This window comes from Hymenobacter sp. 15J16-1T3B (genome assembly GCF_020711235.1).
Lineage (GTDB): Bacteria > Bacteroidota > Bacteroidia > Cytophagales > Hymenobacteraceae > Solirubrum.
Window position 1 is genome coordinate 513,773 of sequence record NZ_JAJFAV010000002.1, and the last position, 22,824, is coordinate 536,596.

The 22,824-nt window shown below is 71.4% G+C and carries 19 protein-coding genes; 8 read left to right on the top strand and 11 right to left on the bottom strand.

Going from position 1 to position 22,824, the window contains the following annotated elements; genetic code table 11:
* Positions 1-584: 584 nt before the first annotated feature.
* The 6 genes from LJ737_RS05440 (at position 585) to LJ737_RS05465 (ending at position 6,834) form a co-directional block, all read left to right on the top strand.
* Positions 585-1,613, top strand: a complete 1,029-nt coding sequence (locus tag LJ737_RS05440) for a LacI family DNA-binding transcriptional regulator (RefSeq protein ID WP_227763556.1) — start codon at positions 585-587, stop codon at positions 1,611-1,613.
* 208 nt (positions 1,614-1,821) lie between these two features.
* Entirely contained in the window at positions 1,822-3,273 is a 1,452-nt protein-coding gene (locus LJ737_RS05445; RefSeq protein ID WP_227763557.1) for a BON domain-containing protein, read from the top strand.
* A gap of 45 nt (positions 3,274-3,318) precedes the next feature.
* A complete protein-coding gene (locus LJ737_RS05450; RefSeq protein ID WP_227763558.1) occupies positions 3,319-4,203 on the top strand; it encodes a universal stress protein in 885 nt (294 codons plus the stop codon).
* Positions 4,204-4,263: 60 nt separating this feature from the next.
* Positions 4,264-5,022 carry an MlaE family ABC transporter permease gene (locus LJ737_RS05455; protein WP_227763559.1) on the top strand — a complete coding sequence of 253 codons (759 nt, stop codon included), beginning with the start codon at positions 4,264-4,266 and terminating at the stop codon, positions 5,020-5,022.
* Positions 5,023-5,113: 91 nt separating this feature from the next.
* Positions 5,114-5,827 carry an ABC transporter ATP-binding protein gene (locus LJ737_RS05460; RefSeq protein ID WP_227763680.1) on the top strand — a complete coding sequence of 238 codons (714 nt, stop codon included), beginning with the start codon at positions 5,114-5,116 and terminating at the stop codon, positions 5,825-5,827.
* Between the two features lie 14 nt (positions 5,828-5,841).
* Entirely contained in the window at positions 5,842-6,834 is a 993-nt protein-coding gene (locus LJ737_RS05465; protein WP_227763561.1) for an MlaD family protein, read from the top strand.
* 21 nt (positions 6,835-6,855) lie between these two features.
* Here the strand turns inward: LJ737_RS05465 and LJ737_RS05470 are convergent, their stop codons facing one another.
* From LJ737_RS05470 to LJ737_RS05490, 5 genes are all read right to left on the bottom strand, one after another.
* The gene (locus LJ737_RS05470; protein WP_227763562.1) at positions 6,856-7,674 is read right to left on the bottom strand and encodes a universal stress protein; all 819 of its coding nucleotides are present in this window, start codon (positions 7,672-7,674) and stop codon (positions 6,856-6,858) included.
* A 102-nt stretch (positions 7,675-7,776) separates the two neighbouring features.
* Positions 7,777-9,171 carry a BON domain-containing protein gene (locus tag LJ737_RS05475; protein ID WP_227763563.1) on the bottom strand — a complete coding sequence of 465 codons (1,395 nt, stop codon included), beginning with the start codon at positions 9,169-9,171 and terminating at the stop codon, positions 7,777-7,779.
* Between the two features lie 156 nt (positions 9,172-9,327).
* Positions 9,328-10,152: a universal stress protein gene (locus tag LJ737_RS05480; RefSeq protein ID WP_227763564.1), complete on the bottom strand. Its 825-nt coding sequence runs from the start codon at positions 10,150-10,152 to the stop codon at positions 9,328-9,330.
* Positions 10,153-10,236: 84 nt separating this feature from the next.
* Positions 10,237-10,455, bottom strand: coding sequence for a YgaP family membrane protein (locus LJ737_RS05485; RefSeq protein WP_227763565.1), 219 nt, complete (start codon positions 10,453-10,455; stop codon positions 10,237-10,239).
* A 37-nt stretch (positions 10,456-10,492) separates the two neighbouring features.
* On the bottom strand, positions 10,493-11,548 hold the full coding sequence (locus tag LJ737_RS05490; RefSeq protein ID WP_227763566.1) for a BON domain-containing protein: 1,056 nt from the start codon (positions 11,546-11,548) through the stop codon (positions 10,493-10,495).
* Positions 11,549-11,705: 157 nt separating this feature from the next.
* Between LJ737_RS05490 and LJ737_RS05495 the strand changes: the two genes are divergently transcribed.
* Together LJ737_RS05495 and LJ737_RS05500 are read left to right on the top strand one after the other, a co-directional pair.
* The gene (locus tag LJ737_RS05495) at positions 11,706-12,557 is read left to right on the top strand and encodes a CPBP family intramembrane glutamic endopeptidase (protein WP_227763567.1); all 852 of its coding nucleotides are present in this window, start codon (positions 11,706-11,708) and stop codon (positions 12,555-12,557) included.
* 53 nt (positions 12,558-12,610) lie between these two features.
* Positions 12,611-14,035 carry an amidohydrolase family protein gene (locus LJ737_RS05500; protein ID WP_227763569.1) on the top strand — a complete coding sequence of 475 codons (1,425 nt, stop codon included), beginning with the start codon at positions 12,611-12,613 and terminating at the stop codon, positions 14,033-14,035.
* Between the two features lie 71 nt (positions 14,036-14,106).
* Here the strand turns inward: LJ737_RS05500 and LJ737_RS05505 are convergent, their stop codons facing one another.
* The 6 genes from LJ737_RS05505 to LJ737_RS05530 form a co-directional block, all read right to left on the bottom strand.
* Complete coding sequence (locus tag LJ737_RS05505; protein ID WP_227763570.1) at positions 14,107-16,782, bottom strand: cation-translocating P-type ATPase; 2,676 nt, start codon at positions 16,780-16,782, stop codon at positions 14,107-14,109.
* 167 nt (positions 16,783-16,949) lie between these two features.
* Positions 16,950-17,834 carry a universal stress protein gene (locus LJ737_RS05510; protein WP_227763571.1) on the bottom strand — a complete coding sequence of 295 codons (885 nt, stop codon included), beginning with the start codon at positions 17,832-17,834 and terminating at the stop codon, positions 16,950-16,952.
* A gap of 74 nt (positions 17,835-17,908) precedes the next feature.
* The gene (locus LJ737_RS05515) at positions 17,909-18,730 is read right to left on the bottom strand and encodes a universal stress protein (protein ID WP_227763572.1); all 822 of its coding nucleotides are present in this window, start codon (positions 18,728-18,730) and stop codon (positions 17,909-17,911) included.
* Between the two features lie 605 nt (positions 18,731-19,335).
* Entirely contained in the window at positions 19,336-20,202 is an 867-nt protein-coding gene (locus tag LJ737_RS05520) for a universal stress protein (RefSeq protein ID WP_227763573.1), read from the bottom strand.
* Positions 20,203-20,301: 99 nt separating this feature from the next.
* Positions 20,302-21,792 carry a L,D-transpeptidase scaffold domain-containing protein gene (locus tag LJ737_RS05525; protein ID WP_227763574.1) on the bottom strand — a complete coding sequence of 497 codons (1,491 nt, stop codon included), beginning with the start codon at positions 21,790-21,792 and terminating at the stop codon, positions 20,302-20,304.
* 4 nt (positions 21,793-21,796) lie between these two features.
* Positions 21,797-22,813: a 2-hydroxyacid dehydrogenase gene (locus tag LJ737_RS05530; RefSeq protein ID WP_227763575.1), complete on the bottom strand. Its 1,017-nt coding sequence runs from the start codon at positions 22,811-22,813 to the stop codon at positions 21,797-21,799.
* Between the last annotated feature and the right edge of the window lie 11 nt (positions 22,814-22,824).

A 22,824-nucleotide genomic window follows, 5' to 3' on the forward strand; every position in this document is an offset into this window, starting at 1 on the left:
GTGGGAATAAAGGTGTGTGCAGGGGAAAAGGCCGGGGAAGGCCTCCAAGACCGGCTTGCGGGGCGGGCCGGCACCGATGCCGGGCGTAGCTCTACCGGCAGGTGCAGGCCGGCGGGGCCGGCAGGGTGAGTGCGTACTCAACGCGGTTCCGGCCAGCGTCTGGGCGACGGGCAGCGGCGGGCCGGCGGTGGGGTGGGCAAGGGGGGCGTTTCCGTCGTTTTGGGGCGTCTGAGCGCATTTGACAGAACTAAGTACAGCAAACTTGCAGGCCGCTGACCCTCGGGCTGTTGGGTTTATTTACGGAAACGTTTTCGAAAAAAACGCCGCAACTGGCCCGCTGCAAGGCCCAGAATGTGCCGTTTGCAGGGTTGGCCGGGAGCTGTAAGTAAGCAGTTACTCCAAACGCTTGGCGGCGGCACCGGCTACGGCCCCTGGGCTAACTGCATCAGGGGCAAGTTCCTACGCCGGCGGCGCGTTTGGGCCAAAACGCGGGAAACTGCGCGCTAACCGCTATCTTCACCGGCCCACCGTGCGGCTACGCCGCTGCCGCCGGGCGGTTTCTCTTCTTGCCCTCTGCTCCGCGGATGCCCTCCTCGCCCATCAAACGCACCAACCTTAAACAGCTGGCGCACGAGCTTAACCTCTCGATTTCCACCGTTTCGCGGGCCCTCAACGACAGCTACGAAATAGCCGCCGACACCAAAGAGCGCGTGCGGCAAAAAGCCCAGGAGCTCGGCTACGAGCCCAACCCCTACGCCAGCGGCCTGCGCAGCCGCAAAAGCAAAACCATCGGCCTGGTCATCCCGGAAGTGGCCAACAACTTCTTTTCCCTGGCCATCGACGGGGTGGAGGAAATTGCGCGGGCCAACGACTACCACGTGCTCATCTACCTCACCCACGAAAGCCACGAGCGGGAAGCCACCATCGTGCAGCACCTCGCGGGCGGGCGCGTCGACGGCATTCTGATGTCGGTGGCCAGCGAAAGCCGCGACTCCCGCCACCTGGTGCCGCTGCTGGAGAGCAACGTGCCGCTGGTGTTTTTCGACCGCGTGTGCGAGGACATTGCCACGGCCCGCGTCACCACCGACGACTTCGCCAGCGGCTACCGCGCCACCGAGCACCTCGTCGAGCAGGGCTGCCGCCGCATTGCCCACCTGCTCATCTCCGATACGCTGTCCATCGGGCAGAAGCGCATGGACGGCTACCGCGCCGCCCTGCGCGCCCACGGCCTGCCCGACGACGACACCCTCATCCTGCCCGGTACCCTCGACCGCGACCAGAACACGGTGCGCATCCGCGAGCTGCTGCAGGCGGACCCGGCCATCGACGGCATCTTTGCTTCCGTCGAGACGCTGGCCATCAGCAGCTACGAGGCCTGCCAGGAGCTGCGGCGGCGCGTGCCCGAGCAAGTCAAAATCATCAGCTTCTCCAACCTGGCTACCGCTGCTTACCTCAACCCGCCGCTGACCACCATCCGGCAGCCCGCCTACGAGATGGGCAAGAAGGCCGCCGAAATTCTGTTCCGCGCCATCAGCAAAAACCGCCCGGTGCTGCCTAGCCAGAGCGCCGAGCTGCAGTCGACGCTGGTGCCGCGCCGCTCCACGGGCGGCTAAGCGGGTGGGCCCAGCGGTGCCGCCTACAGAGCAACGAAAGAGCGGCTGGAGGCGCGGCCCGGCGGCGCCCGCCCGGGGCCGGGGGAGCGGGCGGTGACAAAAGTCATGGCCGGGCATAACGAGCGTCATGGCCGGCCGCGCCGGCGCGGGGCATCTTTGGCTTGCTGGCGGCCCATTCGCGGGGCGCCGGGCTAACGCCGAAACTGCCATGGATTCGCTCGATCTTCGCCAAGAAACCGATGTGCTGGCTGACCGCGACATCACGGCCGCCGTGGAGCGCCTGCTGGCGTGCAAACAAGGGGTGGCCGCCCACCTCATCGACGTAAGCACCGCGGCGGGCATCACCACGCTCAGCGGCTGTACCGACTCCCTGCTGGCCCGCGACCGGGCCGAGGAAATAGCCCGGGCCGTGCGCGGGGTGCGCGGCGTCGTCAACGCCGTGGACGTGCGCGCCAGCGGCCTGCCCGATGCCACGCTGCGCCACGACGTGGAAGAAGCGCTGCGGCAAGACGCGGTGGCGGGCGCCTTCGACCTCAGCTGCACAGCGCGCGAAGGCGTGGTAATGCTGCTGGGCGAGGTGGCCTGCTGGTCCGAAAAAGAGCTGGCCCTGCGCCTGGCCCGGGGCGTGCGGGGCGTGCGCGGCCTCGAAGACCACCTGCGCTGCCGCCCCGCGCCCGCAGACCGACCGGCCGCGGCGCTGGCTGCTGACATCGAGGAGCGGCTGGCCTGGGACGTACACATCAACGGTGCCCAAGTGCAGGTGCTGGCCCATGACAACGGCGCCGTGGAGCTCAGCGGCGCGGTGGCCAGCGCCGCCGAACACCATCTCGCCCTGCGCGCGGCCTGGCTGGCCGGGGCCACCCGCGTGGAGGCCGCCGCGCTGCGCGTGGATCCGGCGGCGGCCAGCGCCGAGGTGGAGGGCGACAAATACCTCCCGAAATCCGACGAGGCGCTGGAGCAGGCCATTCGCACGTGCTGCCGCCACGACGCGCGCATCGGGGCCAGCCAGCCGGACGTGGAGGTGCGCCGCGGCCGCGTGGCCCTGCGGGGCGCCGTGGGCAGCCTGCGGGCCCGGCACGCCGCCGAGCAGGTCGCCAGCGCTGTGGTGGGCGTGCGGCGGGTCGATAACTACTTGCGCGTGCGCCCCGCCCATTGCACCGCCGACGCGGAGCTGCAGCGCTGCGGCCAAGCCGCCCTGCAACGCGACGCCTACCTGCACCGCCACGCGCTGGAGGTGGTGGTCAGCAACGGCCGCGTGGGCCTGAGCGGCGCGGTGGACTCGGTGTTTGAACGGCAGCACGCCGAGCAGGTCGTGGCCAGCCTGCAGGGCGTGGTGGCCATCGACAACCGGCTGACGGTGCCGGCCGGAGCCGCCTTCGCCGAGGCGGACCACGCGGCCTGCCAGGTGGCCTACGCCGAGCCGTTGCCCGGCCGCCCCCTCGGCGACGCCGAAACCAAGCAGCGCATCCGGCAGCAGCTGTACTGGACGCCGGGCCTGCACGAGCAGGCCATCCGCGTGGGCCTGAAGCGGGGACGCGCCATCCTCGCCGGCACCGTGGACACGCCCCTGCAGCGGCAGCTGGCCACGTTGTGCGCCTACGAGGGCGGGGCGCAGGTCGTCGACAACCAGCTACACGTGCGCACCGACGCCCACGACTAGTTCCCAATCCCATTGGTGGCCCCCGCCGTCATTCCCCGAAACACCATGAAACCCACGTTTGTCGTGCTGACGGATTTGTCGCCCCGCGCTTTTCGGGCGGCCTATTTTGCGGCGGTGCTGGCCGCGGCGGTGGGCGCCGAGCTGCGGCTGCTCCACCTCGAAGCCGAGGCGGTTATCGAGCCGGAATTCGGCATGCTGCCGCTGCCCGCCGACTACCTCGACCAGCAGCAGCGCGACGCCACGACGGCCTTGGCCGAACTGGTGCGGCTGCTGCCGGCCCCGGCGCAGGTGCAACCCCGCCGCGGCGCCCTCGCCGACACGCTGCAAGAGTTGGTGCGCCACGAGCCGCCCGCGCTGCTGGTGCTCAGCTACGCCGCCGGCTACGACCTATTCGACCAGCTGCTCCACAACTACGCCCTGCCAGCCCTGCGCGACACCCACCTGCCGCTGCTGCTGGTGCCCGAAGATGCCGCCCAGGACCCCGCCCCGCCGCGCCGGGTGGCGCTGGCCGTCGACGGAGAGTACTTCCGACTCAGCCCCGAAGCCTGCCGCACCGCCGCCCTGCTCCAGCAGTGCCAGCCTGAGTACACCGTGGTGCACGTGGCCGAGCCCAGCGGCCCGGCCCTCGACATGCGTAGTGCCCTCCGCACCGCCCGCAGCGGCGGGCTGCTGCCCGCCGACGCCCCCGACAGCACCTACCTGCTCCGCCACGACTCGCGCGGCGGGGGCTTGGCGCAGGCTGCCACAGACACCCAGGCCGACCTACTGGTACTGGTGAGCCGGCCGCGCAGCCTGCTGGCCGAGCTGCTGCCCTGCACCCTGGCCGCCACCGTGGCGCGTCACTGCCCGGTGCCCGTGCTGCTGCTGCCCGCCGTGGCCGTGCCCGTGCCGACGGCGGCCTACCCGGCCTACGACGGCCTGCGGTACTGAGCCCCCGGCAATGGCCCGCCCGTACCCGGCGGTTTTCGTCATCCTTTTTCGCCCTCCCCAGTGCCCAACTACCCCATTTTGGCCGAAGCCGGCGGCATGGCCCACTTTGCCGGCCGCTTTTTTCGCGACGGGTTTCGCCCCCGCTACGAGGTGAGCGAGTGGCTTTACCAGTGCTACGTCATCGGCTACCAGTCGCTGCCGCTGGTGGGCGTGACAGGCTTCATCATGGGCATTGTGCTTACGCTGCAGAGTCGGCCGACCATGGCGCAGTTCGGCGCCGAGTCGTGGATACCGGCCATGGTGGGGCTGACCATTATCCGCGAGATGGGACCCATCATCACCGCCTTGATTTTTGCCGGCAAAATCGGCTCCAGCATCGGGGCCGAGCTGGGCTCCATGCGCGTCACGGAGCAAATCGACGCCATGGAAGTGTCGGGCACCAACCCGTTCAAGTACCTGGTTGTGACGCGGGTGCTGGCTACCACGCTGATGCTACCGGTGCTCACGCTGCTGGCCGACGCTATTGCCCTCTACGCCTCCTACATCGGGCTGAACATGCGCGGGGTGACCACGCTGGCGCTGTTCGTCAACAACGTGCTGTCGCGCTTGGCGTTCGGCGACGTGCTCCCGGCCTTCATCAAGACGTTCTTCTTCGGCTTCGCGGTGGGGCTGATCGGTTGCTACAAGGGCTTCTACGCCGACAAGGGCACCGAGGGCGTGGGGCAGGCAGCCAACTCGGCCGTGGTGGTGTCCTCGCTGGTCATCTTCATTCTCGACCTGGTGGCCGTGCAACTCACCGGCCTGCTGGGCCTCAACTAAGCGCGCCCTAATGCAGCCCGACCCATCCCTCGCTCCCACACCCGCCGCGCCGCCGGCCCGCCTGCCCGTGGCGCCGGCCGAGCCGGTGCTGATGGTGGAGCACGTCGACAAGTCCTTCGGCGACAACCACGTGCTGCGCGACTTTTCGCTCGCGCTGCACCGGGGCGAAAACGTGGTGGTGCTCGGCAAGTCGGGCTCGGGCAAGTCGGTGCTCATCAAGTGCATCATCGGCCTGCTGCTGCCCGACGCGGGCCGCATCACGGTGCTCGGGCAGGACGTGACGGGGCTGGGGCACCAGCAAATGGACGAGCTGCGCGCCCGCGTGGGCTTTCTGTTTCAGAGCAACGCGCTCTACGATTCGATGACCGTGCGCGAAAACCTGTTGTTTCCGCTGCGCCGCCACTGGCTCCGCCACCGCCGCGCCGAGGAAGACGCGCTGGTGCGCGAGGTACTCGACGACGTGGGCCTGGCCCACACGGCCACGCTGATGCCGGCCGAGCTGTCGGGGGGCATGCGCAAGCGCATTGCCCTGGCCCGCACGCTTATCCTGCGCCCCGACATCATCCTCTACGACGAGCCCACCACCGGCCTCGACCCGGTGACTTCGCGCGAAATCAGCCACCTGATCCGGGCGGTACAGCAGAAATACAACGCCTCGGCCCTGATCATTTCGCACGACATGAGCTGCGTGCGCCTCACCGCCGACCGCGTGGCCCTGCTACTCGACGGCCGCTGCTACGCCGACGGCCGCTACGAGGAGCTGGCCGCCAGCGCCGACCCGCGCATCCACGAATTCTTCGCCTAGATAGCCCGTTCGTTATGTCCCAACGCACCGCCGCCAACCACGTCCGCCTCGGCCTGTTTGTGCTGGCCGGCTTGGCCTGCCTGGTCGTCACGCTGTTTTTGCTCGGCCGCCAGCAAAACCTGTTCAGCCGCAGCATGACGGTGCAGGCCGACTTCCGCAACGTGTCGGGCCTGCTCACCGGCAACAACGTGCGCCTGGGCGGCATCCCGGTGGGCACGGTGCGCCGCATCCAGCTCGTCAACGACAGCACCGTGCGGGTGACGATGAACCTGAACCGCGACGTGCAGCCCTTCGTGCGCCGCAACACGGTGGCCACCATCGGCACCGACGGGCTGGTGGGCAACACCATCATCAACCTGGCGGCCCAGCCCGGCGCGGCCCCGCCCGTGCAGCCCGGCGACCGGCTGCCCGGCAGCAACCCCGTGGGCATCGACGAGATGCTGAGCACGCTGAACGTGTCGAACCGCAACCTCATCGGCATCACCCAGGACCTGCGCCAGATAACGCGCAAGCTCAACGGCAGCGACGCCCTCTGGCAGCTGCTTGGCGACCAGGGCCTGGCCGCCGATGCCCGCCGCAGCCTGCGCAGCATGGCCACCGCCACCGCCCGCCTCGACGCCGCCGCCCGCGACGTGCAGCAGCTCACCGGCGGCGTGCGCCGGGGCCGGGGCGTGGCCGGCTACCTGCTCACCGACACGGCCTTCGCCGGCCAGCTGGGCCACGCCACCCGGCAGCTGGCCGGCACCTCCGATACGCTGGCCGCCACCCTGGCCGGGCTGAAGCGGCAGGTGCAAACCAAGCAAGGCCCGCTCAACACCCTGCTGGCCGACACCGCCTTCAGCCGGCAACTGCGCCAGAGCATGCAGCACGTGGAGCAGGGCACGGCCGGCTTCAGCCGGAGCATGGAGGCGCTGCAGCACAACGTGCTGGTGCGCGGCTACCTCAAGCGGCAGCAGAAAAAGCAGGCACGCGCCGCCCTCAGCGCCCGGCCGGGCGCGCAGCCCTAAACGCCGCCGGGACCAGACCGCTCAGTCCAGGGCCGGCAGCAGCAGCAGCGGCAGCGTGCTTTGGCTGATGAGCTGGGCCGTGACGCTGCGGTGAAACAGGCTGCCGAGCAGGCTGTGGCGCCGGGCCACGAGCACTACCAGGTCCGCGTCGGTTTCGGCTGCCCCTTCCAGAATGCCTTCGGCGGCGTGCGCGTGGTACACCACGTGCGGCTGGCTGTGGGCGGGCAAGGTGGCCACCCCGCTGCGCCGCACCGACTGCACCACGCGGTGGCTGGTGGCCGCGCCGGGGTCCGGCTGGTCGGTCACGTGCAGCACCAGCAGCTCGGCCGGCAGCTGGGCCTGCAGGGCCGGCAGCAGCTGCGGCGCGCTGCGCAGGGCAAACGGCTCCCCGTCGACGGCGAGCAACAGCCGCTGGGGCAGGGTGCATTGCCAGCCCACCGTGGGCACGATGAGCAGCGGGTACGGCGCGTGGCGCAGCAGGTCGAGGGCGGCGCTAGTTACTACTTCGGCGGGCGCCGAGGCCGTGCCCGGCCGGCCGAGCACCAGCAGCAGCGGGTGGTGGTGACGCACAGCCTCGGCCACGGCTTCGGGCAGAAACTCTTCGGAGGTTTCGACCTGGGCGGGCACGGGCTGGCTGGCGGCCAGTTGCTGCAAGGCCTGCCGGGCCTGCCGCTCGCCGGGGCGGTGGTGGTACCCGTCGGGGGCCAACAGGCCGTCGTGGCGCACGTGCAGCAGCACCAGGTGGGCCTGCAGCGGTACGGCCAGGGCCGCCGCGTAGGCCAGGGCCCGGTTGGACACGGCCAAAAAATCGGTTAGGACAACAATGGCGGGCGAGGGCATGGCGGTAAGCAGAAAAGGGTGAAGAATCAGGCTGGCAGACCGGTGCCGCACAAGCCCGCCCGAGTCGCAAAAGGCAGCGGCACCGGGCGGGCCTGTGCGGCATTAGGGTGCGCCAGCTAGGCGCAGGTGATTGTGCACTTCGCGGGCGCCGCAGAGCAGCGCCTCTTCGGTGGCCCGCTCCCGGGTCAGGCGGGTGTCGACGGTGCCGCTGAGCGTCACGCAGCCGTGGCGGACCTGCACGTCGATGTCCTGGTCGTGCAGCGGGGCCGACCAGTAGAAGTGGGTGTGCAGGCGCTGGGCCAGCTCGGCATCGGGCTCGGGGGGCGCAGCTGGGGCGGCCGGCGCCACCTGCACCCGGTTGTCCACGGCGGCCACGCCCCGGATGCCCGCGGCCACTTCGCCGGCGCGGATCTGGTCGGCGGGCGAGGCCACTTCGCCCGCCAGGCGCACGTGGCCATCGTGCACGCTCACGGCAAAGGCGCACCGGCCCACGTAAGCGTCGCGGGCCAGCGCGGCGGCCACCCGCTGGCGCGTCTCATCGTCGGAAGCCAGGTAGTGCGAGCGAACCAGCAAGTGATTCTCGACGCCGACGACGCCCACCACGTTGCCCGCGTCCTGGGCGGCGGCGTGGTGGGCCTGCAGGTGGCCCACGGTGCCAAACAGCGTCACCTGACCCTGGCGCACGTTGACCTGCAGCGTGGCGACGAAGGGCGCCACCCGCGGGTCGAGGCGCAGCGCGTCGCGCACGGCCTGCTCGATGGCGCCGTCGGCCTGGGGCACCGCCCGCGGCGGGCGCAGGTGCGGGTCCAGCGCCCAGGCGGCCACCGTCAGCCCGCTGGCGTCGATGTGGGCGGCCCCGGCGGCGTAAGCCAGGTGCAGCAGCTGCTCCCGCTCGGCCAGGGAGCCGACCTGGCCAGACACCCGCACGCCGTGGCCCACGGGCTCGATGCTCACCAGGTCGCTTTTCAGGCGCAGGTCCCAGGCCAGCAAGGTGCGCAGGCGGGCCACCAGGTGCACCGGCGCGGCTTCGGGCTGAGGGTGCAGCTGCAGGCGGGGGTGGATCTGCCGCACGCCGCGCACGCCCCGGAGCACCTGCAGCACCAGTTGCTGCTCGGCCCAGGAGTGCACCGTGCCTTCCACCGTTACTTCGCCCTGCTGCACCCGGCAGTGCACGGGGTAATCGGCCGTGGCGGCGTTGTCGTGCAGGGCCTGCTGAACGCTGCGCAACAGAACGGCGTCGGGCACGGGCTGGGTGCGCACCTCGATGGCGTTGACCACCCCGCGCACCCCGCGCACTTCCTTGGCAATGGCCTCGGCCCGTTCGCGGGCCAGCAGGTTGTCGGTGCAGCCCGCTAGCTGCACGATGCCCTCGTGGGTTTCCACGTCGAGCTGCTGCGACGTTACGCCCTTGCAGGTCAGAAACAGCAGCTCAACGGCCCGGGTAATATTCTGGTCGGCCACCCGCTCTTCGGGAGGCGCTAAGTCGGAGCGCAGCATGACATGGGGACGGAATGACGGGTGAAAACAGCCCCGGCGCCCGGCGCAAGGCCGGCGGCCGGCAGCTCGGAGAGTTGTGGCAAAACGCACGCCCCTGGCCGCGGCCGTTCACGCCGCCGGCCGTGGGCCCGCAACAGCGGCCGGAGTACCGGCCGCTCAGCGGGTGGTGGGCAGCACCAGCACCGGCACGGGGCTGCGGCGCAGCAGCTGGGCCGTGACGCTGCGGTGAAACAGCCCGTCGAGGAAGGTGTGCGGGCGCGCCAGCACCACCAGCAGCTCGGCTTGCAGCTCGGCGGCGGCGTGCAGAATGCCGTCGGCCGGGGCTTCTTCGCGCACTTCGTAGAGGTCGTTGTCGGACAGCGGACCGAACAGGCCGCTGCGGCGCACCGCCTCAAACCCCACCGCCGCCCGCGACGGGCCGTGGGCCGGGCCCACGTGCACCACGGTGGTGGGGGCGTGCCAGCCGGCCAGCAGGCCTTGCAGCGCCAGCGCGGCCGGCGTCAGCCAGAACCCGTGGTCGTCGGCGGCCACCACGAGGCGGCGCGGGGGCTGGTCGGCGGCCCAGGCTTCGGGCACGAGCAGCAGGGGGTAGCGGGCTTCCTGCAGCACGGGCGTCACCTGCTGGCGCACCAGCCGCTCGAGCAAGCTGTCGTCGTGCGCGCGGCCAAGCACCAGCAGCAGCGGGTGGTGGCGCTGCACGGCGTCGGCCACGGTGGCCGCCAGCGTATCGACCGACAGCTCGGCGTCGGCGGGCAGGGTCAGCTGGCGGGCGCGGGCCGTCAGCTCGGCCAGGGCTTCCTGGCGGCTTTGCAGCACCAGCGGCACGGTGGCCATGGCGGATTCGGGCTCCAGCACCGGGTCTTGGTACACGTGCAGCAGCACCAAGCGGCCGCCGACCTGCTGCGCCAGCTGCGTGGAGTACCGGAGGGCCCGGGCGGCAGCGGGGGAAAAATCAGTGAGAACAACGAGAGCGGGTAGCATGGGCAGACGAAGTGAAAGGGGGAGGGAAACGGGGCCGACAAGCCAGGGACTCAGGCCCCGCCCGGCGCAGGCGGGGCCTGAGCGTCAGCGTTGCCAGGGACGGTGGGTGCTGATGCCCAGCAGGCCGTAGAGGGGGCAGTAACCGGTGGCGCCGGTGAGCAGCAACAGCAGCGGCACGAGCAGCCAAGCCAGCATTTGGGCGCCGCTAAGGCTGCGGCCGCCGAGCGTGAGCAGGCCCGCGGCCAGCACCACGGCCAGGGCAATGCGAATCACGCGGTCGTAAGAGCCAACGTTCTGGGTCATGGGGTGGGAGGGAGAAAAAGGTGAAACGGGGGAAGGCTCAGGCCGCGGCCAGCAGGGGCCGCTCGGGGGCCTGCACGCGCAGGTGGTTGACCACGCTGAGCACGCCCGGAATGCTGCCGGCCAGTTCGGCGAGGCGGGTCTTGGCAAACGGGGTGGGCACCACGCCGCGCACAATGGCCCGGCCGTGGTCGAGCAGCCAGTGCACGGGCAGCGCTGCTACGGTGGCGTCGGCGGCCTGCGCCGCCTGCAGGGCCCGCCGCAGCGGCTCGTCGCCGGGCAGCTGCCGGGGCCACACCCGCAGGTGGTTGTTGACGTGCCAGATGCCGACGGCGTTGCGGGCGTCCTGCTCGGCGGCCTGCCGGGCCTGCACCGTCCCGACGGCGCCGGTGAGCGTAGCCACGCCGTGTTGCACGCGCAGGGCGGGCCGCTCGGGGCCCAGCCGCGAGTCGAGCTGCCACGCGTCGAGAATGGCCTGCTCGCCGTCTTCGTCGGGCACACGCTGGGCGTTGCTGAATGCCGGCGAAACTTCGGCGGCAGCGCCCGTAGCGGTGGGCCGGCGCCGCATAGCGCCGGGGCCGTCTGGGGTCAACGGCGCGGGCAGGTGACCGGCCCAGGCCGCGTCGGCATCGGACAGCCGAAACGGGCAAGCCAGTTGATCCTGCACCTGCCACACGCCCGGCAGCCGCTTGGCTTGGCGCAGCAGCGCCTGCTTGGCCGCCCAGGAATCGACCGTGCCGGTGAAAGTAACCGTGGCTTGCTGCACGGCTACGCGCACGTACGGCAGCCGGGTATCGGTGAGCAGGGCGGTCAGGCGGCGGTGCAGGATGGCATCGGGCACGGTGGTTTCGCGCAGGCGCAGCTCGCTGACCACGCCGCGCACGCCGGCCACCGACTGGGCCAGGGCTACGGCGCACTCCAGGCCGAGCAAGTGCCGGGTAAAGCCCGTCAGGTGCACAATGCCCCGCGCAACGGCCACCCGGATGGGCGCGGCGCCGGTGCGGGTGGGAAACTGGGCATACAAGCGCCGAACGGCGTGCGCCAGTTCGGCATCGGAGGCCGGCCGCGGCGGCTGAATTTCGGAAGCGGGAAGCATGGGGTGAGCAACTAAAAAGACAGTCCCAAAATCGGCCAAACACCGCGCCGGTGCGATGATGCACGTTAGCTGACGGGGTGATATATGTCATTGATTGGGCAGTAATTAGCGGGCATGTTTAGGACTTGATGCTCCCAGGCTTTTTCCTTCGTTCGCCATGCGCCTGCACCCCGTACGAACCTATCTGCTGCAGACGTTTGGCTGGAGTTGGCTGGTACTGCTGACGCTCTACACCGCCCACCGCCTTGGCTGGTTGAGCTACGCCAGTCTGCAGCTGGGCTACAACCTCGGCGCGGCGGGGCCGGCCCTGGGCGCGGTGCTGGCCGCCCGCCGCCACTACGGCGCGGCGGGCCTGCGGGCGCTGGGCCGCCGCCTCGGCCCGATGCCCTGGTCGGGGGTGGTGCGCGGGCTGGTGCTGGCGCCCCTGGTACTGCTCGGCGCGGGGTTGTTGAGCTACCCACTGGCGACGGGACAGGTGTTCCGCTTCGCCGTTACGCAGGCGCAGTTTCACCTGGGCACGCCCCTGAGCTACCTGCTGTGGGCCCTGCCCTTGCTGAGCTACGCCGTGCTGGAAGAAATTGGCTGGCGCGGGTTTCTGCTGCCGCACTTGCAGCAGCACCACTCGGCCCTGACGAGCACCGTGCTGCTCACCGGTATTTGGGGCTGCTGGCACGCGCCCATGTTTCTGTACCGGCTGCAGTTCAGCCCGTGGATGACGGTGGGCTTTTTTCTGAGCCTGCTGGTGGGCGCGCTGCTGCTCACGGCCGTGTTCAACGCCTCCGGGGGCAGCGTGCTGGCCTGCGCCGCCTTTCACCTGGCCAACAACGCGGCCTCGGCCTTCGACCAAGAATACGTGGTCGTGGTTGTCGGGGCCGGCTACGTGCTGCTGGCGGCGGGCCTGCTGGGGCGCTACGGTCCGGCCGCGCTGGCGCCCGGCGCCCGCATCGGCAACTACCTGCGCCACCCCGCTGCGGTCTTGGCGTCGGCCGCTTCCCGAGTCCGACGTTAGCGGCGGACTTCGGGCGGCCGAATAGTGTTCATTCACCTTTTACCTAGCTGGTTATGGATCCTCGATTGTGTGCGCAGCGGCTGCTGGTAGGCAGCTGGCTGGCGGTGGCGCCCCTGGCCGGGCAGGCCCAGGCGCCTGCGGCGCCGACGGTGCCGGTGGTTATCCGCAACGTCAATGTGGTCGACGTGCGGGCCGGGCAGGTTATCAGCGGGCAGCTGGTCGTCATCCGCGGCGAGTGCATCGACGCGGTGGGCCGGCGCGCGCCCGCCGGCGGGGCTGTGCGGGTAATCGACGGCCGCGGTAAATACCTGATTCCGGGCCTCTGCGACGCGCACAGCCACGCCCTGGCCTCGGCCCAGCAAGCCAGCTTGGCCCTGCCGCAGTACTTGCTGAGCGGTGTGACCAGTGTGCGCGACGTGAGCAGCACCCGGCCCTACGCCGAGCTGGCCGCCACGGCGCAGGCCGTGGAAACCGGCGCCCAGCCCGGTCCGCACCTCGTGCTATCCGGGGCCAACGTGGACGGCATGGCCGGCGCCGTGGCCGGCGCCCGGCTCGCCCAAACCGCGGCGCAAGCCCGCGAGCAGGCCGTGCAACTGGCGGCCGAAGGCTGGGCTAGCATCAGCGCGCAAGCTCTGCTGCCGGCGCCGGCCTACGCCGGCCTGGCCGCCGGGGCCGCCGAGCGTCGCGTGCCGCTAACGGGCCACGTGCCGGAAGCTGTGACGCTGGCCGAAGCCCTGCAGGCCGGGCAGCGCTGCCTCGAACACCTCGACAAGCTGCTGCTGGCCTGCTCGCCCCGCGAGGCGGAGCTGGTAGCCGAGCGCGCGGCGCTGCTGCAGGCCGGTCGCGCGGGGGGGGGCCTGGGGGAGCGCCGCCCGGTGGAGCGCCTGCAGCAGCGCCGCGCCCAACAGCAGGCCGCCGTCGACGCCGCCTTCAGCCCCGGCCGCTGCGCTCTGCTGGCCGAAGAGCTGGTGCGCCGCGGCAGCTTTGTGGTGCCGCTGCTGGGGGCCGATGCGGCCGGCGCCGTGCCGGCGGGCCCGCTCTCCTGCGCCCGCTGGCACGGCGCCGCCGACAGCACCACCCGCGCCCTGCACCGGGAGCTGGTGGCTATGCTGCACCACGAAGGCGTGCGGCTGCTGGCCGGTTCCGAGGCCAGCAGCGACGCTCCGGCCTACGGCCGCGGCCTGCTCGAAGAGCTGGAGCGCCTGGTCGCCGCGGGGCTGCCCCCGGCCGACGCCCTGCTGGCCGCTACGCTGACGCCCGCCGCGTTGCTCGGCCGGCAGACGCAGCAGGGGGAGGTGGCGCCCAACCAGCAGGCCGATTTGGTGCTGCTTGACGCCAATCCGCTCGACGACATCCGCAACCTGCGTCGCGTACGGACGGTCATCGTACGCGGCCGCGTGTACGACCGGGCCGCCCTCGACGCGCTGGCGGCCGAAGCGGCGCAGCCCGTGCCCCAAGCCGCCGTCAAAGGCCGCTGAAGCCTGCGCGGGCGGCCCCGCGCTACTGCCGCCGCAGGGCTACTGTGCGGCAGGCATCCGCGTGCCGACAATCAGGCCTGGTGTAGTGGTGCAGTTGAGGCCCGGACCGGCCAGTGGCTCAGCAGCCAGCCCAGCAGCTGGCCCAGTACCAGCACGGCCAGCGCCGGCGCCCCGATCAGTAGCAGCGCCGGCCCGGACAGCGGCTGCACCTCGAGCAGGTGCCGCAGCAAGGGCAGCAAATACGACAGCAGCAGCAGGCCCGTGCAAAGCCCGAGGGCCAGCCACACGTACCCGTTGCGCAGCACGTCGTTGTGGAGCAGGGGCGTGCCCACGCCAGCCATGTTGAACACGTGCAGCAGCTGGGCGGTGGCCAGGCCGTAGAACAGCACGTTGTTGCTGACCGCCGCCGGCAAGCCCACGTACTGCCGGCCGGTGTAGTGGGCCGCCAGCAGCGCCGCGGTCATCAGGGCCGCGTAGGCCACAGCCAGGCGCCAGTCGCCGGGGCGCATGATGGGGGCCTGTGGGTGGCGCGGCGGGTGCTGCATCACGCGGGCGCTGCCCCGGCCCACGCCCAGCGCCAGCGCCGGAAACACGTCGGTGAGCAGGTTCAGAAACAGGATCTGCAGGGGCAGCAGGCCGGTGCCGTGCCCGAGTAGCCCCACCGCCGTCACCACCAGGATTTCGCTCAGGTTGCAGGAAACGAGGTAGAGCACGAAGCGGCGGATGTTGGTGAAGATGACGCGCCCCTGCTCGACGGCCGCCACGATGGAGGCAAAGGAGTCGTCGCGCAAGACCAGGGCGGCGGCTTCGGCGGCTACTTGGGTGCCGCGCAGGCCCATGGCCACGCCGATGTCGGCTTTTTTCAGCGCGGGCGCGTCGTTCACCCCGTCGCCGGTCATGGCTACCACGTGGCCCTGCTGCTGGTAGAGGCTAATCAGGTCCAGCTTCTGCGCCGGGCTCACGCGGGCAAACACGGCCGCGCGCAGCAGCCGGCGCCGGCCCGCGCCGTTGGGGTGCTGCACCAGGGCGGGCAGTTCGGCGCCGGTGACGGCCGTGGCGTCGGCATCGATGGTCAGGTGCACTTGGCGGGCCACGGTGAGGGCCGTGGCCGGATGGTCGCCGGTGACCATGATGACGCGGATGCCGGCCTGCCGGCAGGCGTCGAGGGCGGGGATGATTTCCGGGCGGGGCGGGTCGAGAAAGGCCACCAAGCCCAGCCAGGTCAGCTCGTGGGCCCAGGCGGGCGCCGCCGCGTCGGGCAGCACGCGGTAGGCCAGGGCCAGGGTGCGCAGCCCGCGTTGGGCCAGCTCCTCGGCGCGGGCCAGCCACTGAGCCCGCTCGGCGGGGGTGAGGGGCAGGGCGCCGTCGGCCGTTTGCACCTGGGTGCAGTGCCCGAGCACTTCCTCGGCGGCCCCTTTCACGGCGGCCCACGCCCGGGCGTGGTCGTGCCGGTGCAGGGTAGCCATCAGGCGGGTGTCGGAGTCGAAGGGCTGCTCGGCCAGGCGGTGGGCGCCGGCCTGGGCGGCGGCCGCGTCGTAGCCGCTGCGGTGGGCCAGGGCCAGCAGGGCCACCTCCAGCGGGTCGCCCAGGGCGGCGGCCGCGTCGGCGGGCGAGTAGGTGGCGTTGTTGCAGAGCACGGCCGCGCGCAGCAGGTGCTGGTAGGCCTCGGTGCGCAGCAGGGGCGTGGCCTCGATTTCGATGCGGCCGGGCGCAAACTCCACCCGGCCCTCGGGCAGCCAGACGGTGTGCACGGCCATTTGGTTTTGCGTCAGCGTGCCGGTTTTGTCGGTGAAGATGACGTCGGTGCCGCCCAAGGTTTCCACCGCCGCGAGGCGCTTCACCAGCACGTGGCGCCGGGCCAGGCGCAGCATGCCGTGGGCCAGCGCCAGGGTGGCCACGATGCTCATGCCCTCGGGAATGGCTGCTACGGCCAGCACGATGGCCGTTTTGAGCAGCTGGTACGCCGATTGGCCCTGCCACAGCCCCACGGCCACAAACACCGCGGCCAAGCCCAGCGTGAGCAGCACCAGTTGCCGGGCCAGGTGGTTGAGTTTGGCCTCCAGGGGCGTGGCCGCGTGCCGGGCCTGCTGCACCAGCTGCGCAATGCCGCCGAGCTGGGTGTGGGCGCCCACGCCCAGCACCAAGGCGCGGCCGGTGCCGCCCACCACGGCCGTGCCCTTAAACAGGCGGTTGGTTTGCTCGGCCAGGGGCGCTTCGGGCGGCGCCGGGGTCAGTTCCTTCAGCACCGGCATCGACTCCCCCGTCAGCGCCGATTCGTTGACTTGCAGCTGCTGGGCGGCCAGTAACTCGGCGTCGGCGGCCACGACTTCGCCGGCCTCCACCAGCAGCACGTCGCCCACGGTCACCTGCTCGGCCGGCACGGCGCACACCTGCCCGTCGCGCAGCACGCGGGCGGTGCTGGCCCCGAGCCGGCGCAGGGCCGCCATGGAGGCCTGCGCGCGCCACTCCAGCCAAAACCCCATCAGCGCGTTGAGCAGCACGACGGCCAGGATGGCGTAGCCTTCGGCCCAGTCGCGGAAGGCGAAGGAAAAGACGGCCGCGGCGGCCAGCACCGCCACAATCAGGCTGCGGAACTGCCGCAACAGCACGCGCAGCCACCCGGCGTCGACTACGGTTTCCAGGGCGTTGGGGCCGTATTGCAGCAGGCGCTGCCGGGCTTCGGTCGAGCTCAAGCCCCCGGCGGCCGGGGCCGTAGCGGGGGGGGCGGCGGGCGGCAAGGCTTCCACGGGAGCTAGGGAGATGGTACGGCGGCCGGCCGAAGCGGACTGGCAATGGGGAAGTATAGGCAAAAAGACGGCAACCACGCGGCGGCCGCTCCGCCGAAGCAGCGGCAGGCTTCGGCAGGACGGCCGCCGGGGAGGCGGAGGAAAGGCGCTCAGCGACTGGGCGCGGGCTACCGCAGCGCCGACGATTGCGCGGCGGCCGGCTGCGGGGCCGCGGCCTCCGCTGGTTCGGCTACCGGCAGCAGCAGCACGGGCAGGGCGCTGCGGTGCAGCACCTGAGCCGTGACGCTGCGGTGAAATAGTTCGCCGAGGTAGCTGCGCGGGCGCGCCAGCAGCACCAGCAAATCGGCCTGGGCATCGGCGGCGGCGCTGAGCAGGCCGGCCGCCGGCTGGGCGTGCAGGCTGCCGCGCAGCTCGGTCGGGGCGCCGGCGCCGATCAGCCCGCTGCCCTGCACGGCACGCAGGGCCCGGGCGCAGCCGGCGTCGTCTTCCACCGCCGACACGTGCGCGACGGTTACCTCGGCCCCCAGCTCGCGCAGCCACCCGGCGGCCGGGGCGCTGGCCGGCGTCAGCACGAAGCCCTCCCGGTCGGCGGCGATGAGCACGCGCTGCGGTGGTTCGGTGGCGGTGGTGGTTTCGGGCACCAGCAGCACGGGAAACTGCGCGGCCCGCAGCAGCTCCAGCGTCGTGTGGCTGAGCTGCTCGGGCGAGGCGTCGGGGGCGGCGGGCAGGCCGAGCACGAACAGGGCCGGCGCGTAGCGCTGCGTCAGCTCCGCCAGGCCCTGGGGCAGCAAATCCGTCAGCAGCTCCACCGAGGTCGGGGCGTGCAGCTGGCCGCCGAGCTCGGCCAGCAGGGCGGCCGTGTCAGCGTCGTCGGCCAGCTCCTGCCGCCGCATGGCCTCGCCGGCGAAGATGTACGGATCGTAGAGGGAGGCGCGGCGGGCGTGCAGCAGCACCAAGCGGCCCCCCTGGGCGCTGGCCAGTGCGTCGGCGTAGCGAATGGCGCGTTGCTCGGGCGGGTAAAAGCCAGCGAGGACCAGCAGGGTAGGGGCCATGATACGGGTGATAAAAGGTGAAGGCGGGTGCCAGAAAACGGCGCAACAACCTCAGCCGGCTGCGCGGCCGGCGGCTAATCCAGGGCGGGCAGCAGCAGCAGCGGCAGCGGGCTCTGGCCGATGAGCTGGGCCACGACGCTGCGGTGAAACAGGCGGCTGAGCGAGGTGTGCCGCCGGGCTACGAGCACCAGCAGGTCGGCGCCTACTTCGGCCGCGCCCTGCAAAATGCCCTCGGCCGCGTCGGTGTGGGTAACGCAGTGGGGGTGGCAGTCGGCGGACAGCGGGGCCACCCCGCTGCGCTCCACTTCGCGCCGCACGCGCTGCTCGGCCGAGGCGCCCGCCGGCTCGGGCACCACGTGCAGAATGCTCAACGAGCCTCCGAGGGCCCCCAGCAGTTCCGGCACCAGGTGTTCGTTTTCATAAAGCGAAAACGGCTCCCCGTCGACGGCCAGGGCGAAGCGGCGCGGCGGAAACGCGCCCCAGCCCACGTGGGGCACCACGAGCAGCGGGCACGGCACGTGGCGCAGCACATCCTGGGCCGCGCCCACCACCACGGCCGTGGGCGTGACCTCGTCGGCGGGGCGGCTGAGCACCAGCAGCTGCGGCTGGTGCTGGTGCACGGCTTCGGCCACCGCCGCCGGCAGGTAGCCTTCCTCCACGTCCACTTGCGTGGGCACCGGCTGCGCGTCGGCCAGGGCGTTGAGGGCCTGCCGCAACTGGCCCGGACTGCGCCGCGCGGCTTCCGCCAGCTCGGGCGGGGCCAGCAGCTCGTCGTGGGGCACGTGCAGCAGCACCAAGTGGGCCTGCAGCGGCACGGCCAGCCCGGCCGCGTAGGAAAGGGCCCGGTTCGACACGGCGTAGAAATCGGTGAGGACGACGATGGGGCGCGAGGGCATGGCGGTAGGGGCGAATGGGTAAGGAGAAACCAGCGGCCGAATCGGGGCCGCAATGCTGCAGGGGCCGAATCAAGCGAGGGCGTAAGCCGGGCGCTGGGTTAGCGGAGCGGGGCCACCGACGCGGGGCGCAGGGCGTGCCAGGCGGCCGCCGCCAGGGTCAGCATCAGCACGGAAAACCAGAAAGTGGGCGTAACCATGACCGTAGAGGAAAAGGTGATGGGATGTAGACAAAGAGCCGCCGGCCGCGTCGAACCGCCTAGGCGGGCCTCAGGTGCCGCCCGGACCCGGGCATGGGTCCGGTTCGGGAGTCGTCCGCTGAGCAGGCGGTAGCCAGGGTGGCGCGCGGCCTTCTTCTCCAAAGATGGCGGCGGAGGGCGGGTAAGGCGCTGACAACCATCACGCCGGCGGGTGACATTGGTCATCATTTGACTAAGCCAGCGGCGCCTGTTGGCCGCCGGCGCTTTGGCCGCAGCGCAGGTGCCAGTAGCTTGCTTCCGGCACCTGCAGCCGCCCCGGTCGGAGGAGCGGCGCCCGCACAGGATGGGTTGACGCTTCCAATACCGGGCGCACCGCCCGGCCCCTGCAGATGAGGTACGCGGCGGCAGTTATTCGTCGGAGGCGGGCAGCAGCAGCAGGGGCACCGGGCTGGCGTGCAGCAGGCGGCTGGTGACGCTGCGGTGAAACATGGCGCCCAGGAAGCTGCGCCGCCGGGCAATAACGACCAGCAGATTAGCCTCCGTCTGCTCGATAGCGCGCAGCAGCCCGGCCACCGGCGACACGTGGTGCATGGCCTCCACGGTGAGGCGGCCGGCCGCGGCCGCTAGTCCACTGGCCTGCACCTGGTGCAGCGCCGCCGCGCAGGCCTGGTCGTCTTCAATGGCCGATACCTTCACCACCGTCAGCGCGGGTTCGACCTGCGCCAGTAGCTGCCGGGCGGCCTCGGGGCGGCTGAGGGCAAACGGCTCCCCGTCGGCGGCCACCAGCACCTGGCGCGGGGGCACGGCGCCGCGGTAAGCCTCGGGCACGATGAGCAGCGGAAACTCGCCGCTGCGCAGCACTTCCCGCACGGCGGCGGCCACTTCGCCTTCCTCCGCCGGCTCGGCGGCCTGCCCGAGCACGAACACGGCCGGGGCGTAGCGCTGGGCCAGGGCGGCGGCCGTGCTCAGCTGCAAATCCGCCACCAGCTCCACCGTGGTGGGCACGTAGGTTTCGTCGGCCAGGGCCTGCACGGCCACCAGCAGCTCCCCGGCGCGCTCCTCGGTATCGGGGTAGAGCAGCTCTCCCTCGAGCACCGACACCTCGCGCACGTGCAGCAGCACCAGCTGCGCGCCCAGCGGCGCGGCCAGCTCGGCCGCGTAGCGGATGGCGCGGCGGGCGGCGGGGAGGAAGTTCGTCAGCACAATCAACGACAACGTGGGCGTGTCGGCGGCGGGCACGGCGGAGGGGGTAGCCTGGGGTTGGAGAGTTGTCATGAGTGAAACAAGGTTGAGCCGGGGCAGCAGCCGGGCCGGCGACCTGCCGGGCCTTGGCGGATGCTGCCAGGTAAAGTACGCCGCGGCCCGGGGCCGTAGTCAATGACGGATGTCATGAAAGACAGCGGTAGTGGCCTGACTGTTAGCGTGATGATCCGCTGGGCAGCCGGGGCGCGCTCGGCCGAACAAAGCCTGGCGCAAGGCCTCGTCGCGGTGGTAGAGGTCGGCGTAAAAACGCAGCTGGCCCTGCTCCACCCCGCAGGTGGCGTAGCAGATGTGCAGCGGCAGCGGGCGGCGCAGCGCCACATTGCGCGGCCGGGACTGCCGGGCGCAGGCGGCTTCGTCGGGTAGGCGCACCGGGCGGCCGTCGCGGCGCAGCAGGTAAGCGGCCAGTTGCAGGGGCTGCTCGAGGCGGATGCAGCCGTGGCTAAAGGCGCGCTGCGGCTGCTCGAAAAACTGCCGCATGGGCGTGTCGTGCAAGTACACGTTGTAGGGGTTCGGAAACCGGAATACGATGTTGCCCAAGGCGTTGTCGCAGCCCGCCGATTGCCGGATTGAGTAGGCAAAGTTCTGCGCCGTGACCCGCTGCCAGTTCACCTGCCCGGGGTCGAGTACCTGTCCCTGCGCGGAGTACAGCGTATAGTTGTTGCGGGCCAAGTACCCCGCATCGCCCCGCAGCCGGGGCAAAATTTCCTTGGTGGCAATGGAGCGGGGCACGTGCCAGTCGGGGGCCAGCGTGAAGGACGTGATGCGGCTGCGCAGCGTGGGCGTGGGCGTCTGGGGTTTGCCGATAATCACGCGGTGGCGCCGGAGCACGGTGTCGCCCCGCACCACTTGCAGCTCAAAGGTGGGCAGGTTGATCAGCGCGTACTCCGAATCGGCCGGGGCCTGCCAGCGCCAGCGTTCCAGCGTCAGCGCTACCTGCTGGTAGCGGCGCTGCCCCGGCCCGCCGCTGACGGCCGCCGCCGAATCCTGCAGCCAGCGGGCCAGGGCCCGCTGCAGTTGCCGGTAGGCGCGGTGCGGAGGCTGGCAGGCCAGCACGGCCGCGGCCACGCGGCCGGCGGCCAACCCCGCGCGCAGCCGCTCGGCCGGGAGAAATGCGCCGCCCGGGCCGTGCTCCAGGGGCGAGGGCACGGCCGGGTGCAGCCGCCCGCGGTGCAGGTCGCGCATCAACGTGAGTACGGCGTCGCTCAGGGCCACGTCGAACCGGGCCCGGCGCTGTGCCTGGGCGCTGTCGGGGCGGGGCGCGAGCGAGTCGGCGGCGGCGCGCAAGTCGGCCAGGGCGTAGTAGGCCGGTTGCAGCCCGTAGGCCGGGGCGCGCGCCAGCAGGTCGAGCAGGTCTTCGGCCGCCGGCGTCAGCCCAGCGGCCTGCGTCCAGAGCGGGGCGGCGGCCGTATCGTAGAGCGCCCGCACCGCCGCCGGGCTTTGCCAGCTAGCCGTATCGGCCGGGTTGCCGCGCAGCAGCCGGCGGATGTGGCGGCTGACCGGATCGGTTGCGCGCGGCCGTGCCGAAGCCGACCGCTGCCGCTCGGCACAGGGCCGCGCCAGCAGCAGCAGGGCCGCGGTCAGCAGGAGCGCGGGGTACGACACGGCGCTACGCCGGTTGGAGCGCCGGCGGGACCGGGCGCAGCTCGTGCGCCGCGGCCCGTCCCTGGGCCCAGGCGCTGAGGTTGGCCACGGTTGCGTCGGCAATGTTGGTCAGGGCTTCCCGGGTCAGGAAAGCCTGGTGGCCGGTCACCAGCACATTGGGCTGGGCCAGCAGCTCGTCGAGCAGCGGGTCGGCCGCCGGTTCGTGGGAGTGGTCTTGGAAGAACAGGCCCTTTTCGTGCTCGTACACGTCTAGGCCCAGGTAGGCCAGGTAACCCGAGCGCAGCGCCGCCAGGGCGGCGGCGGTATCGAGCACGCCGCCGCGGCCGGTGTTGAGGAGCATGGCCCCGGGCTTGAGGCGGGCCAGCCGCGCTGCGTCGAACAAGTAGCGCGTCTGCGGGGTGAGCGGCGCGTGCACCGTCACGATGTCGGCCTGGGCACACAGCTCGTCAAGCCCGACGTAGCGCAGCCCGTAGCGCCGCACCAGTTGGGGGTTGGGCTGCACGTCGTAGCCCAGCAGGTGGCAGCCGAAGCCGTGCAGAATGCCCGCCAGCACCCCGCCGATGCGCCCGCAGCCCACGATGCCCACCGTCTTGCCATGCAGGTCGAAGCCCACCAGGTTGTCGAGGCAGAAGTTGTAGTCGCGCAGTTGCTGATCGGCCTGGCGCAGGCGGCGGTTGAGGGCCAGCAGCAAGGCCACGGTGTGCTCGGCAATGGCGTAGGGCGAATATTCCGGCACGTGGGCCACGCGCAGGCCCAGGCGGGCCGCCGCCGCCAGGTCCACGTTGTCGTGGCCCGCGGCCCGCACGGCCACGTAGCGCACCCCGAGGGCGGCCAGGCGCTCCAGCACGGGCGCCGAAGCGTCGTCGCTGGTAAACAGGGCCACGGCCGGGCTGCCGTGGGCCAGCGCAACGGTTTCGGGGCCGAGGCGGTCGGCCACGAAGTGCAGCTCGTGCTGCCGCCCAGCCGCAGCGGCGAGAAATGGCTGCTCAAAGGCATGGGCGCTATAAACGGTGACGTGCATACGACGGAGGA